Below are 14,921 nucleotides of genomic sequence, written 5' to 3'. Positions count from 1 at the left end.
CCTTTATACCCCCCTAGGGTATGTATCGCACGCGTATATGTGCGCAGATGCGCACATATAGCTTAATATCGCCCTGTGCGGGCATTCACCTATCCGACTTTCCGTCGGCTCTACGGCGCGCAGGTGGTGTCTCTGCTGGGCACTGGCCTGCTCACCGTTGCGTTGGGTCTGCTCGCCTACGACCTCGCGGGCCCCGACGCCGGACGGGTTCTTGGCACGGCACTCGCGGTGAAGATGGTCGCGTACGTCGTGATGGCCCCCGTGATGCGCGCGCTCGTCACCGCCCTACCGGCCTCGCGAGTGCTCGTCGGCGCAGACGTCGTACGTGTCGCAATGGCCTGCTGTCTGCCCTGGGTCGGCCACGTCTGGCAGATCTATCTCCTGGTGTTCGCCTTGCAGACCGCGTCGGCGACCTTCACTCCGACCTTCTCCGCAACCATCGCGCGTGTGGTCGACGACGGTGACGACTACTCATCGGCCGTCGCGGCATCGCGGATCGCCTACGACCTCGAATCCGTCGGCAGCCCGCTGATCGCAGCGGCACTGCTGACCGTCGTGTCGTACTCGACGCTGTTCGTCGGCACCGCGCTCGGCTTTGCCGCGTCCGCCACCCTCGTCATCTCGTGCCGCAGGGGCATCAACGGCCGCCGCATCAACGAAACGCGCGCCCCCAATTCCGCCGAAAGCTTCGCCCGCCGAACCTTCGCGGGTTGTCGAATCATGCTGGCGCGCAGCGCATTTCGCGGCGTGTTGTGGGTCAACGTCGTCGTCGCCGCGGCAACCGCACTGGTCATGGTCGGCACCGTGGTCTTCGTTCGAGCCGACCTCGGAGGTTCCGCGACGGCGGTCGCGGTGGCCTTCGCCGCGTTCGGCGCGGGGTCGATCGCCGCGGCGATCCTCGGGCCGCTGATCTTCCGACGCGCGGGAACTTCACGACCGATGTTGGCCTGTGCCCTCGCCTGCGTGATCGGCGTTGCCGGGATGGCGGCGTGGTTGGGCGCGCCGTCGTACATCTCTTTGCTCGCACTCTGGGCGGTTCTCGGTGCCGCGACGTCGATCATCTCGACCGGTACCGCGCGTCTGCTGCGCGATCACAGCACCGACGCCGACCGCGACGACGTGTTCACCGCACAGTTCTCGCTCTCACACGCCGCGTTTCTGGTGGCCTATCCCCTCGCGGGTCTCGGCACGTCGACCAGCGGGCAAGCGGCGTGTGCGCTCGTGCTGTCGGCGCTCGCGCTGCTCGGACTCGTCGGTGCCGCGTACAGCTGGCGACCAGCGACTACCACCCGAACAGCGAACACACGACCGGCGAACCTACGAATCCACCCGCGGATCTCACTTACGATGAACCGAGCAACCGCAACCGCCGACGAACGGTGATCACCGCCGATGAAACAGGCAGCCACCCCTGCCCCGAGCCTCGAGCACCGGGTCAGTCCCGACCCCGAGCTCCTCGGTACCGCAACAGCGCTCTTCACCATGCTGTCCGACCCCACGCGGCTGCACATCCTGTGGCTGTTGCGCGACGAGGAGCGTGACGTCACCGCTCTGACCGAGGCCGTCGGAGCGTCGCGGACCGCGGTCAGTCAGCATCTGGCAAAACTGCGCTTCACCGGGCTCGTCGACACCAGACGCGAGGGGCGTCGAATCATCTACCGCCTACGCGACGGGCACGTCGGCAGGGTCATCGCCGAGGCTCTCAACCACGCCGACCACCGCGTTTCAGGGGAGCCCGAGCACGGCTGAGGCGCGACCCGATACCTGGGCCGTTCGTACGCCTTGTCCGATTCCCGACACCGACCTCCTACACTGGGCGCGACGCGGGAACCCGCAAGCACGACGAGCAGGGGGGAATATGGACAGCACAGTTGACGACGGTCGCCACGCGCGTCTACGCCCGGCGTCGCCGATCGCCGAGGTCACGCGCCTCGGTGTGACCACCGCCCACGCAACGCTCGGCGTCGGCAGATTCCTCCTTGACACCGCATTCGACGCAGCGCATCTGCGCGCACCGAGTGGCAAGCGCGCGGCGGCGCAGGTGCGCGCGACCTTCGAGCATCTCGGCCCCACCTACGTAAAGCTCGGACAACTCATCACGTCGAGTCCCGGTGTCTTCACCGAGACGTTGGCATCGGAGTTCGAGTCGCTCCTCGACAGCGTGCCACCCGCCGACCCCGATGAGATCCGACAGGTTTTCATCGACGAGATCGGCCGCGCACCCGATGACGTCTTCGCCGAGTTCGACCCCGAGCCGATCGCATCGGCATCCATCGCCCAGGTCCACACCGCGAGGCTGCACAACGGCGACGAGGTCGTCGTCAAAATCCAACGCCCTGGAATCGCCGAGCGACTCGCACCCGACGTCGCGATCCTCGAACGACTCGCCAGCCTTGCCGAGATCTCGGAGTACGGCCGGATGTTGTCGGCGCGACACGTCGTCGAGGATTTTGCCGACGGTCTCGACGCCGAGCTCGATTTCCGCAATGAGGCCGACGCCATGCGCGAATGGTACGAATGTCTCAAACCGGGACAGTTCGGAGATCGCGTCCGCGTTCCCCACGTCTACGACGACCTGACCACCGCGCGCGTCATGACGATGGAACGCATCTACGCCACCCGCATCGACGACGCCGCCGCTGTGCGCGCCGCCGGACACGATGGGGTCGCGCTGTGCCGAAACCTGTTGCTGTCGCTGCTCGAGTCGGCGTTTCACGGCGGCTTGTTCCACGGCGACCTCCACGCCGGCAACGTCCTCGTCGACGCAGACGGTCGCCTGGTGCTGCTCGACTTCGGCATCGTCGGACGCTTCACACCACGCACCCGACGCATCCTGCGTCAGCTCGTCGTCGACCTGATCGTCCGCAACGACTACGAATCGGCGGGTCGCGCCATCTTCTTGCTGGGCGCTGTGCGTAACCCCGGTTCGACGACACAGGGTGGGGCTGACATCCGCAAGATCACCACACCGCTGTCGACCACGGATCTCGGCGACATGAGCTACACCGACCTCGGGCGACAACTCGCGGCGGTCGCACGGGCACACGACGCCCGGTTGCCGCGCGAGTTGGTGCTCGTCGGAAAGCAACTGCTCTACGTCGAGAAGTACATGAAGCTGCTGGCACCGCGCTGGAAGGCGATGTCGGACGCGGAGATCTACGGCTACATGGCCGGAATCATGAAAGAAGCCGAACGGGACAGGCGTGCCGATCGCACCGGCATGGGCTGATTCCCGTTGGCCGACCATTAGGGTGAGAGCGTTGACCGTGGCCTGCTCGTCGACACGACGGGCCAGGCCGAACCGCACAGGAGTCGAGAATGAGACGAGTTTGGCTGGCGCTGCTGGCATTCCTCGGGGTTGCTTGCATTACCGCGGCGATCGCCATCCCGGCGTTCCTGGTGCCTCAGTTGCGGGTGGTGCCACTCGATCTCGACATCACTTCCGTTGCCTCGACGGTTCCTGCCGACGGATCGGCCGGCGAACGGTTCCCGGCGGTCATCTTCGATCGCTGCTCGGTCTCACAGCCCAAGGCCCGCACGCTTGACGCACACCTGACGCAGCAGCGTCGAAGCGTGATCATCGAGCCTTCGGACAAGCGACAGGCCACTCTGCAGTCGGCGCAAACCGTCCAGATCGACCGCATCCGCGACGCCGACGGCAAGGAGACAGACCCACCGGCCCCGCGCGCCGACGGCGACCTGAAATGCGACGACGGCCTGCTCACCGCAACCATCGACAGGGTTTCGGTCAACCGCAAGACGTCGGTGCCCAACGGCACCGTCAGCGCACTGCAGCTCGAGGCCGCACCGGAGGGCGTGAACGTCAAGGACGTGTCGGTCCAGTTGCCCGACCGTAAGGGGTTCCAGTACAAGTTCGGCTTCAACGTCAAGAAGCGGTCGTACCTGTACTACGACCTCAACACCCGCCAGGATCAGCCTGCCAAGTACGTCGGTGAGAAGACCTTCAACGGGGTCAAGACCTACGAATTCGTCTCCGAGGTTCCCGAGACCGACCTCTCGTCGCTGCCCAACGCACAGGGTGAGGCCGCGCTGGGCACGATGCTCACGATGCCCGCGAAGTGGTGGGGAATCACCGGGCGCGGCGTGAAGCCCGACGACAAGATCACGATGCATCGCTACGCATCGGCGACGCGGCACGTCTTCGTCGAGCCCGAGACCGGCACCATCGTCAACGGCCGCGAGGACCAGCGCCAGTACTTCAAGTCGCCCGACCAGAGCGACGGAACGCCCGCACCGGTCCGCGATTTCAAGCTCGACGCCCTGAAGGCCACGTTCCAGTGGGCAGACGGCACCGTCAACGCGCAGGCTGATCGCGCTGGCCACTACATGAATCTGCTCAAGCTCGGCGGATTCTGGTTGCCGCTCATCCTCGGCATCGTCGGAGCACTACTCCTCCTCGCATGGATTCTCATCATCTGGCGGACACGTAACAGCGCCGACAAGAACCTCGAGAACCCCGACGTCTACGACGACGAACCGGGCTTCTTCGACAAACGCGAGTCCGATCGCAGCAGCGCCGCGACAACGACCGCCCTCGCCGGAACAGCCGCGGGTGCAGGCCTTGCTGGCCGCAACCGCCACGCCGCGGCCGACGACACGGACGACGCCGCGACGACCTCGATCGGTGCGGCTGGGACGGAAGCGAACGCCGACGAGGACGACGACGCGTACATGTGGGACCGCCCGACTCAGCGCATCCCGCGCGTCGAAGGTCCCACGGCCTCCGACGCCCCGGAGGGCGACGACCAGCCGACCCGCCAGGTGCCCGCAGTCGATGACGACTCATCCGACACCCCGCGCTCCGCGCTCGACGAGGCCCGCGCCTTCCGCCGCCGCGGCACGCAGGACTCGGGCGAGTAGGCCGCGGCTAGCTCGCCGCTGGTCGGGCCGGCTCACCCCTCGCTGGTTGAGCGGCCGCGAGCGGAGCGAGCAGCCGAGTCGAAACCACTATCCCGCTGTTTGAGCCGCCCTATCCGCTGGTTGAGCCGCCTTTCCCGCTGGTTGAGCGGCCGCGAGCGGAGCGAGCAGCCAAGTCGAAACCACTTACCCGCACACAACACAACGACGAGGGCCGGCGATCGATCCGATCGCCGGCCCTCGTCGTGTTCAGTTGTGCAGTCGTTCAGCTACCTAGCCTCAGGCTCAGAAGAACGCGGGGCGGAAGGTGGTGTTCCACGACTGGCGGAAGTTCTCCTGCCAGTAGTCCCACCAGTGGTCGCCGTCCGGGGTCACATGCGTGGTGAGCTTGACGCCCGGGACCGCTGCGACGCGCGGGATGTAGAGCCGCGTGCTGACCGATGCGGCCACCTCGAGCGGAACCATCTGCGAGAACTTGACCGGGTTGAAGTTCGCGCTCGTCGGGTTGATCGAGCTGTCGAACTTGCTGCCGAGTCCGGTGCCCGACGACAGGTACACGTAGTCGCCGGCCAGGTTGTTGGCACTCAGGAACGGGTCGTTCTGGAACCACTGGCCTGCCGGGTAGAAGCCCCACATGTTGTTGGGGTCGCCGCCCATGGTCGCGACCGACGCCTGGATGCCCTGCGTGAAGCCGGGGAAGGTGACGGTCGGGTAGCCGCTGTAGGACGCGACCGCCTTGTAGAAGCCCGGGTGCCGCGACGCAAGGTTCAGCGCCGACGTTCCCGACATCGACAGACCCGCGATGCCGTTACGACGGTTGTCGGAGTTGTGGTTCTTCTTCATGTACGCGGGCAGTTCGCGTGTCAGGAACGTTTCCCACTTGTTCACGCCCAGCTTGGGGTCGGGACGCTCCCAGTCTGTGTAGAAGCTGCCGCCACCGCCGAAGGGGATGACCAGGTTGGTGCCCTTGCCGGCCATGAAGCGGTCGGCGCCGGTGTTGTTCTGCAGCCAACCGCTGGTGTTGTTGGGAGCCCGCAGACCGTCGAGCAGGTAGAGGGTGGGCTTGGGGCCGCCGCCACCACCGTCGACGATGCGAACCGGGATGTTCTTGTGCATCGATGCGGAATACACGTATTCGGTCTGGCCGGCCGCGTGGGCTTCAGGGGCCACGGCCATGGTCAGGCCGCCGAGCGCCGCCATGGCGCCCACAGCGGCAACGAGGCGCTTGCGCGCACGAGTCAACATATGAGAAGAGTCCTTACGATCTTGACCCGGACGGGCCTCGTTCATACGGGCAGGAAATGGGGGTCAGCGGCCATACCGACTGAGTTGGTCCCCAACGCGACAGAGTGTAACGGCTGCATAACGCAGCAGCAAAAGGTACATCGACCCTTGACCGTCGGTTGAGACACGCAGATGATCATTACCCACGTCACACGCGCGGTCCATACCTGCGCTGCGTCAACTAGGTCACAGGGCGCCCAATTGTCACATGTCGGTCGTCACATCTCGATACCCGTCGGCGCTACCTCACCAAGGGCCCCGGGGATAGGGTCGATCCCACAAGCAGGACATATCGAGGAAGGCTCTCGTGAACACAGCGCACGTGGATGCAGGACAAGCCGACGCCATCGTTGTCGGGTCCGGCCTTGCCGGACTCGTCGCGACCTACGAACTCACCAAGGCGGGTCGTCGGGTGATCGTCGTCGACCAGGAGAACCGCAACAACCTCGGTGGGCAGGCGTTCTGGTCGCTGGGCGGACTCTTCCTCGTCGACACTCCCGAGCAGCGTCGTCTCGGCATCCACGATTCAGCGGAACTCGCCCTTCAGGACTGGATGGGCTCTGCGGGTTTCGACCGCGACGACGAGGACTACTGGCCTCGACAGTGGGCTCGCGCCTACGTCGACTTCGCAGCCACCGAGAAGCGTCAGTACCTGCATGACCTCGGCCTGCGCATCACGCCGGTCGTCGGCTGGGCTGAACGCGGCGGCGGTTTCGCCGACGGCCACGGCAACTCCGTACCCCGCTTCCATCTGACCTGGGGCACCGGCCCCGAGGTGGTCCGGATCTTCGCCGAACCCGTGCTCGACGCCGAGCGTCGCGGACTCGTCGAGTTCCGCTTCCGACATCGCGTCGACGAGATCGTCGTCGAAGACGGCACCGCTGTCGGTGTGCGCGGGTCAAAGCTCGCCCCGACCGCCGCCGGGCGCGGCGAGGCGTCGAACCGCGACGAGATCAGCGACTTCGAGATCCGAGCGGGTGCGGTCATCGTGACGACCGGCGGCATCGGCCACAACCACGAACTCATCCGCAAGAACTGGCCGACGGAACGTCTCGGGCCCGCACCGAAGACGATGATCTCCGGCGTCCCCGCCTACGTCGACGGTCGCATGCTCGGCATCGCCGAGGAAGCGGGCGCAAGCCTGGTCAATCGCGACCGCATGTGGCACTACACCGAGGGCATCCACAACTGGGATCCCATTTGGCCCGACCATGCCATTCGCATCATCCCCGGGCCGTCGTCGCTCTGGCTCGACGCCAACGGCAATCGCCTCAAGCCGCCGAACTTCCCTGGCTTCGATACCAATTCGACGATGCGCGAGATCCTCGCGACCGGCCACGACTACTCGTGGTTCATCCTGACGCAGTCGATCGTCGAAAAGGAGTTCGCGCTGTCGGGTTCGGAGCAGAACCCCGACATCACGGACAAAGACCTGAAGTTCGCCGCGAAGAGTCGTTTCGCCAAGGGCGCGCCCGGTCCTGTCGAGGCTTTTCTGAAGAACGGCAGCGACTTCGTCGTCGCCGACAATCTCGCAGAACTCATCGCAGGCATGAACGAGATCACCCGCGGCCCCAAGCTCGATCTGCAGCATGTCGAGCGCGTGATCTCCGCCCGCGACAACGAGATCGACAACAAATTCTCCAAGGACGCGCAGTTGATGGCGATCACCAACGCGCGCCAGTTCCTCGGCGACAAGATCGTGCGCGTGGCCAAGCCCCACAAGATCCTTGACCCTGAACACGGGCCGCTGATCGGGGTGCGACTGAACATCCTGACGCGAAAGACGTTGGGCGGTCTCGAGACCAACCTCGAGTCGGCTGTGATGCGACCAGACGGTTCGGTATTCGACGGCCTGTACGCCGCGGGTGAGGTCGCCGGATTCGGCGGCGGCGGCGTGCACGGATACAACGCGCTCGAGGGAACGTTCCTCGGCGGTTGCATCTTCTCCGGCCGCGCCGCCGGACGAGCGGTCGCGCGCGGCTGAACCGAAAAGTGTCGTACACGACCAGGCGTGCCTGACCTGAGTTTTGTGAGGACACACTTTCACCGGCGCGCATTGCGCGCTGCATTAGAGTGAAAACCGTGCCCGTACCGCAGACGATTCTGACACGCAAGACAAAGCACGCGTTGTTCCTCGTCCTGACGATCAACGCGGGTGGCGAGGACGCTGTCCGGGGAATGTTCGACGTCCTCGGGTCACGCATCAACTCCGTATCGTCCCGAGCGCCCGAGCAGGCACTTGCGGGCATCGTGTCGATCGGCTCGGACGCGTGGGACCGCTTGTTTGCGGGCAACCGCCCCAAGTCGCTTCGACCCTTCGTCGAGTACGCGGGCGATGTCCACACCGCCCCAGCGACTCCCGCAGACCTCCTGCTCCACCTCAAGGCCGACGCGATGGACCTCTGCTACGAGCTCGGCCGCATGCTGATGAGCGAACTCGGCGACGCGGTCACCGTCGTCGACGAGGTGCACGGCTTCCGCTACTTCGACCTTCGCGACCTCATCGGCTTCGTCGACGGCACTGAGAATCCCGTCGGCCAGGCCGCGATCGACGCGATCACGGTCGGCGACGAAGACCCCGCGTACGCGGGCGGTAGTTACGTCGCCATCCAGCGCTACGTCACCGACTTCAAGGAATGGGATTCGATCTCCGTCGAAGACCAGGAGGCGGCGATCGGGCGAACCAAACTCGACAACATCGAGATGTCCGACGACGTGAAACCGACCAACTCGCACATCGCACTCAATGTGGTCAACGACGTCAACGGTGAGCAGATCGACGTCGTCCGCGACAACATGCCCTACGGTGAGGCCTCGGGCATCGGCGACTCCGGCACCTTCTACATCGCGTATTCCTCGGCGCCCGACGTCACCGAGGAGATGCTGCGCAAGATGTTCATCGGCGATCCCGCCGGAAACTACGACAGGCTGCTCGACTTCACCACCGCCGTCACCGGGGCACAGTTCTTCACCCCGACCGTCGACTTCTTCGACGACCTCCCCGATGCCCCACCCGCGGCCGAGTCGGATTCCGACGACGACGCTCCCCACGACGCACCCGCGCCGGTCACGCTCGACGCCGCATCGCCGGTTCCGCCACCCGAGCCGACGGACCCCGGCGACGGCTCGCTGGGAATCGGATCGCTGCGCCCCTCGTGACTCCTCTGCACCTTCTGCCTGACAACACAACTCGCCGCCAACACCGACTACCAGGAGACGCACCATGAACAACCTGCATCGCGAACTCGCCCCCATCTCCGCGTCCGCCTGGGAGGCCATCGAAGAAGAGGCGGCTCGGTCGTTCAAGCGCAACATCGCGGGCCGTCGACTCGTCGACGTCAAGGGACCGCTCGGACTCGAGGCGTCGTCGGTCACGCGCGGACACCGCACCAAGATCGACGCCCCCGCTGACGGCATCCAGGCGTTCAAGCGCAGCGTTCAGCCGCTGATCGAACTCAAGGTGCCGTTCACCGTCACGCGCGAGGCCATCGACGACGTCGACCGCGGCGCGGAGGATTCGGACTGGGATCCGGTGGTCGACGCCGCGCGCGAACTCGCGCTGGCCGAAGACCGCGCGATCTTCGAGGGCTACGCCGCCGCAGGCATCTCGGGCATCCGCGCCGAGGCCACCGCAACCCCCATCCCGCTGCCCGAGGACGTGCGTGACTACCCCGAGGCGTTCAGCGCGGCGCTCTCGACGCTCAAGCTCGCGTCGATCGACGGGCCCTACTCCATCGCACTCGCAGCGGATGTGTACAACCTCGTCAACGAGACGTCGAATCACGGCTACCCGGTCCGCCAGCACATCCAGCGTCTGATCGACGGCGAGATCGTGTGGGCGCCCGCGATCACCGGAGCGTTCGTATTGTCCACGCGTGGAGGCGATTTCGAGCTGACGATCGGTCAGGATGTGTCGATCGGCTACGACTCGCACGACGCCGACGTAGTGAACCTGTACTTCCAGGAGTCCTTCACCTACCTCACCTACACCGGTGAAGCGGCAGTCGCATTGACGTCCGCCTGACGCGAGCCCCCGGGGTATTTCCCTCGCACCGTGTCGGCACACCTTGCTAGCGTCGTGTGAGTGAGCGCCACATGCTGACCCGCCTGATCAGGACATACCTCTCGCGGTATCCCTGGCACATGCTCGCCGTCGTGATACTGCAGCTCGTCGCGACGGTGGCCATGTTGTACCTGCCGACGCTGAATGCCGACATCATCGACAACGGCGTCGCGAAGGGCGATACGTCGTACATCCTGCGCATCGGTGCGGTCATGCTCGTCATCACGATCGCCCAGATCGTGTGCACCATCATCGCCCAGTACTTCGGCTCGCGGGCAGCGCTCGCGACCGGACGCGACATCCGGCACGACCTACTGCACCGGATCAACACCTACTCCGCCAGGGAAATGGGAACGTTCGGTGCGCCGTCGTTGATCACCCGCACCACCAACGACGTCCAGCAGGTGCAGTTGTTGATCGTCATGAGCACCACCATCCTGGTGATGGCGCCCATCATGTGCATCGGCGGCATCATCATGGGCATCAAGGTGGGGTCGCAGTTGTCGTGGGTGCTCGTCGTCGCCGTACCCGTCCTTGCGGTCGCGATGGGGGTCATCATCGCGCGTATGATCCCCGGCTTCCGCGCGATGCAGGAGCGTATCGACGCGGTCAATCGTGTTCTGCGTGAACAGATCACGGGCATCCGAGTGGTCCGCGCGTTTGTGCGCGAACGCTACGAGATCGACCGCTTCGCCACCGCGAACGACAGCCTCGCCCAGGCGACACTGCGCGTCGGCCGCATGCAGGCGTTGATGTTCCCCGCCGTCATGCTGATCACGAACGTCACGATCGTCGCGATCATCTGGTTCGGTGGCCACCTGGTGTCCGACGGCAGCATCGAGATCGGTGCCCTGACCGCGATGATCACCTACGTCATGCAGATCCTGATGTCGGTGATGATGGCGTCGTTCCTCGCAATGATGGCGCCGCGCGCGACGGTCTGCGCCGAGCGCATCTGCGAGGTCCTCGACACCGAGACCTCCGTTGGCGCACCGCAGGATCCGGTGCCGTTCGCAGCGCAACCGTCGACCGTCGAGTTCCGCGGGGCTCAGTTCCGCTATCCGGGCGCCGACGATCCCGTGTTGTCCGACATCAGCTTTCGCGTCGAACCCGGCACCACGACCGCCATCGTCGGCTCGACCGGCTCCGGCAAGACCACACTCGTCGGTCTGGTGCCCCGACTCATCGACGTCACCGCCGGTGAGGTTCGTGTCGGCGACACCGATGTCCGACGCCTCGACCCCAACACCCTGCGCGACGCCATCGGCCTCGTCCCGCAGCGCCCGTACCTTTTCTCGGGCACCGTCGCGTCGAACATTCGCAACGGCAAACCCGACGCCACCGACGACGAGATCTGGGAGGCGTTGCGCATCGCGCAGGCCGCCGACTTCGTCGAGCGCATGCCCGACGGCCTCGACACCCCGATCTCCCAGGGCGGCACCACGGTGTCGGGTGGTCAACGTCAGCGCCTCGCAATAGCCCGCGCGTTGGTGCGCAAACCGTCGGTCTACCTCTTCGACGACGCGTTCTCGGCCCTCGACGTCGCCACGGACGCCCGCCTCCGCGCCGCACTCGCACCCGCGACGTCGGAGTCCGCCGTCATCATCGTCGCCCAGCGCATCTCGACCATCGTCGACGCCGAGCAGATCGTCGTGCTCGATCGCGGTCGGATCGTCGGGATCGGCACACACGACGAGCTTCTCGCGACCTCCGAGACGTACCGCGAGATCGCGGAGTCGCAGCTCGCGATCGGAGAGTCGGCATGACCCGCGCAGGCGGCGGCGCCCCCGCATCCCCGGGGCCCGGCCGCGGCCCGATGGCTGCGGGACCTGTGGTGGCGAAGGCGCGATCGTTCGGTCCGTCGATCAAGCGGCTCATCGGATTGCTGTTCTCCTACCGGACGTCGATGAGCGTCGTCGTGTTGTCGATCATCGGATCGGTGATCCTCACGGCGTTCGCACCGCGAGTGCTCGGCGACGCCACCAACATCATCTTCGACGGCGTCGTCGGCAAGATGCTCCCCGCGGGGACGACCAAGGCGCAGGCCGTCGAAGGGCTGCGCGAGCGCGGCAACGGCACCCTCGCCGACATGGTGAACTCGATGAACGTCACCCCGGGCGTGGGCATCGACTTCGGCGACGTCGGCCGCGTGTTGCTGATCGTGCTGGCGCTCTACATCGGCTCGTCGCTGTTGTCGTGGCTCGGCGCGTATCTGCTCAACATCGTCGTCGTCGGTACCGTCAAGCATCTGCGCGCAGAGGTCGAGTCCAAGATCCACCGCCTCCCGCTGAGCTATTACGACACCACCGCACGCGGCGATCTGCTCAGTCGCGTCACCAACGACCTCGACAATCTGTCACAGACGTTGCAGCAGACCATCTCCCAGTTGCTGAACTCCATCCTGATGGTGATCGCGATCCTGGTGATGATGCTCTGGATCTCGCCACTGCTGGCGCTCATCGCGCTCGTCACCGTGCCGCTCGCCGCGGGTGCGACCGCGCTGATCGCCAAGCGCTCCAAGCCGCACTTCCTCGCGCAGTGGTCGTCGACCGGCAAGCTCAACGCCCAGGTCGAAGAGGCGTTCACCGGGCACGAACTGGTGACCGCGTTCAATCGTCAGGCCGACGTCGAATCCGAATTCGACGAGCGCAACGAGAAGCTCTACCAGTCGAGTTGGCGTGCACAATTCATCTCGAGCACCGTCATGCCGACGATCATGTTCCTCGGCAACCTCAACTACGTGGCGGTCGCCGTCGTCGGCGGACTGCGCGTGGCGTCGGGCGCGTTGAGCCTCGGCGAGGTGCAGGCGTTCATCCAGTACTCGCGTCAGTTCACGCAGCCGCTCACCCAGATCGGGTCGATGGTCAACCTGCTGCAGAGCGGAGTGGCGTCTGCCGAGCGCATCTTCGACATCCTCGACGCCGACGAGCAGACCCCCGACCCGAAGAACCCGAGAACGCCAGAGCACGACCGTGGCCTCATCGAATTCGACGACGTCTCGTTCCGCTACGTCGCCGACAAGCCGCTCATCGACGACCTCTCACTCGTCGCGCGTCCCGGCCACATGGTCGCCATCGTCGGACCGACCGGCGCGGGCAAGACCACCCTGGTCAACCTCATCATGCGCTTCTACGACGTCGACTCCGGAACCATCACCGTCGACGGCGTCGAATCCCGTGAGATGACCCGCGACGACCTACGCGAACGCACCGGAATGGTGCTGCAGGATTCGTGGTTGTTCGGCGGAACCATCTACGACAACATCGCCTACGGCGACCCCACCGCGTCGCGCGAGGAGGTCCTCGAGGCCGCGCGCATGAGCCACGTCGACCACTTCGTCCGCATCCTGCCCGACGGCTACGAGACGATGCTCGACGACGAGGGCGGCGGCGTGAGTGCCGGTGAGCGACAACTCATCACGATCGCGCGCGCCTTCCTCGCCCGCCCGACCATCCTGATTCTCGACGAGGCCACCAGCTCCGTCGACACCCGCACCGAGCTGCTCATCCAGAAGGCGATGGCAGCGCTGCGCACCGACCGCACAAGTTTCGTTATCGCGCACCGCCTTTCGACCATCCGCGACGCCGACGTCATCGTGGTGATGGAGGACGGGCACATCGTCGAGCAGGGCAATCACGACGAACTCCTCGCCGCACAGGGCGCGTACTGCCGGCTGTACCGCAGCCAGTTCGCCGGGGCCGTCGACTCGGAGGCTTGAGCACTACCCATTCCGCCAATCTCCAAGCGCTCCAGCCACTCTCGGACCATCGGCACCATGCGGTTCTGTCGCAGATCGGCCCAGACCCATCGGATCACCATCGGTCCGAGGCGCCTGACGCCGTCCTCGCGCGCCTTCTCGCGCTTCATCACGTCGAGCGCGGTCTCGTCGTCGCCCAGGTCCTTGGTGTACTTGCGCATACCGTCGAACTCGCCGACGAGCTTGCCCTCCCAGTCGTAGTCGACCTTGGCGACGAATTGGCCGTCGGCGTCGAAGTATTCTCGCTGCAGTCGTGGGACCGGCAGTTCGGCGACGATCATCTGACCTCTGCCCCACGACTCGCCCGCGTTGTCGGCCAGTGGGCTCGCGAACGCAAGCGCCCTTCGTGCGACGGCGACACCGCGGCGTCGAGAGTCGAGTAGCGCCGACATCTTCTCGCGATCGGCACCGAGTCGCAGCGCGGAGTCGAAGACGGCGAGTGCCTGGAAGAAGTTGCCGCTGCACGCGATGTCGACGGCGGTGACCTCCAGTGACGTCACCGTGATGCCGTCGATCACCGTGACGTCGTCGGGCCCCAGACGACCGGAGTGCAGATGCCGCTGGGTTTCGATGCGTCCGCCGGTCTTGTGCCCTGTCGTCAGGTGGACCCGCGAAAGGTCGGGGAACAGCAGCGACATCCCGTGGAGCACGCCCGCCGACTGATGACTCAGCGGTACGTCGGATTCGGACAGCAGCGTTGCCGCGACCGCCTTCAGCCGATGCTTGACCTCCGGCGTGCGGCTCTTGTCGGGCAGCACGTAGGCGCCGGGCCACACCCGCACCAGGGTGCCCGCGTCGACGGCGCGCGTGAGTTGCCGATCGGAGGCGCCCGCGTCGAGCGCCGTGCGTCGCAGTATCAATCCGTGTTCGTTGACCGGGAAAGTGTCCATGTATATCCGACGTCGAGAACGTCGATCTGGATCCACCCGATTCCGACTT

General features: G+C 65.6%; 11 protein-coding genes. 9 read left to right on the top strand and 2 right to left on the bottom strand.

Translation table 11 applies throughout. The features are described 5' to 3' along the window. Positions 1 to 75: 75 nt before the first annotated feature. The 4 genes from ABW18_RS13150 to pgfA all read left to right on the top strand — a co-directional run bounded on the left by ABW18_RS13150 (position 76) and on the right by pgfA (position 4,881). On the top strand, positions 76 to 1,383 hold the full coding sequence (locus tag ABW18_RS13150; RefSeq protein WP_049699385.1) for an MFS transporter: 1,308 nt from the start codon (positions 76 to 78) through the stop codon (positions 1,381 to 1,383). Between the two features lie 9 nt (positions 1,384 to 1,392). Beyond that, the gene (locus ABW18_RS13145; protein ID WP_049699384.1) at positions 1,393 to 1,749 is read left to right on the top strand and encodes an ArsR/SmtB family transcription factor; all 357 of its coding nucleotides are present in this window, start codon (positions 1,393 to 1,395) and stop codon (positions 1,747 to 1,749) included. 109 nt (positions 1,750 to 1,858) lie between these two features. Continuing rightward, the gene (locus ABW18_RS13140; protein WP_049699383.1) at positions 1,859 to 3,229 is read left to right on the top strand and encodes an ABC1 kinase family protein; all 1,371 of its coding nucleotides are present in this window, start codon (positions 1,859 to 1,861) and stop codon (positions 3,227 to 3,229) included. A gap of 89 nt (positions 3,230 to 3,318) precedes the next feature. Next, a complete protein-coding gene (gene pgfA, locus ABW18_RS13135; RefSeq protein WP_049699382.1) occupies positions 3,319 to 4,881 on the top strand; it encodes a cell envelope lipid trafficking protein PgfA in 1,563 nt (520 codons plus the stop codon). A gap of 282 nt (positions 4,882 to 5,163) precedes the next feature. Here the strand turns inward: pgfA and ABW18_RS13130 are convergent, their stop codons facing one another. Beyond that, positions 5,164 to 6,123, bottom strand: coding sequence for an alpha/beta hydrolase (locus ABW18_RS13130; protein ID WP_049699381.1), 960 nt, complete (start codon positions 6,121 to 6,123; stop codon positions 5,164 to 5,166). A 346-nt stretch (positions 6,124 to 6,469) separates the two neighbouring features. Here ABW18_RS13130 and ABW18_RS13125 point away from each other — a divergent pair, with 346 nt between their 5' ends. From ABW18_RS13125 to ABW18_RS13105, 5 genes are all read left to right on the top strand, one after another. After that, a complete protein-coding gene (locus ABW18_RS13125; RefSeq protein WP_414651996.1) occupies positions 6,470 to 8,146 on the top strand; it encodes an FAD-binding dehydrogenase in 1,677 nt (558 codons plus the stop codon). A 98-nt stretch (positions 8,147 to 8,244) separates the two neighbouring features. Next, positions 8,245 to 9,321, top strand: coding sequence for a Dyp-type peroxidase (locus ABW18_RS13120; protein WP_049699486.1), 1,077 nt, complete (start codon positions 8,245 to 8,247; stop codon positions 9,319 to 9,321). A 64-nt stretch (positions 9,322 to 9,385) separates the two neighbouring features. Then, a complete protein-coding gene (locus ABW18_RS13115; RefSeq protein WP_049699380.1) occupies positions 9,386 to 10,186 on the top strand; it encodes a family 1 encapsulin nanocompartment shell protein in 801 nt (266 codons plus the stop codon). Between the two features lie 71 nt (positions 10,187 to 10,257). Next, positions 10,258 to 11,991, top strand: coding sequence for an ABC transporter ATP-binding protein (locus ABW18_RS13110; RefSeq protein WP_049699379.1), 1,734 nt, complete (start codon positions 10,258 to 10,260; stop codon positions 11,989 to 11,991). Continuing rightward, positions 11,988 to 13,943, top strand: coding sequence for an ABC transporter ATP-binding protein (locus ABW18_RS13105; protein ID WP_049699378.1), 1,956 nt, complete (start codon positions 11,988 to 11,990; stop codon positions 13,941 to 13,943). The genes ABW18_RS13110 and ABW18_RS13105 overlap by 4 nt, the downstream gene beginning before the upstream one ends. On the opposite strand, the gene ABW18_RS13100 is transcribed toward ABW18_RS13105, so the two are convergent. Continuing rightward, positions 13,859 to 14,872, bottom strand: coding sequence for a type IV toxin-antitoxin system AbiEi family antitoxin domain-containing protein (locus ABW18_RS13100; RefSeq protein ID WP_049699377.1), 1,014 nt, complete (start codon positions 14,870 to 14,872; stop codon positions 13,859 to 13,861). The genes ABW18_RS13105 and ABW18_RS13100 overlap by 85 nt on opposite strands. Between the last annotated feature and the right edge of the window lie 49 nt (positions 14,873 to 14,921).

It is taken from the genome of Gordonia jacobaea (genome assembly GCF_001186365.1).
Classification (GTDB): Bacteria; Actinomycetota; Actinomycetes; order Mycobacteriales; family Mycobacteriaceae; genus Gordonia; species Gordonia jacobaea.
This window is presented reverse-complemented; position numbering and strand designations above follow the sequence as displayed.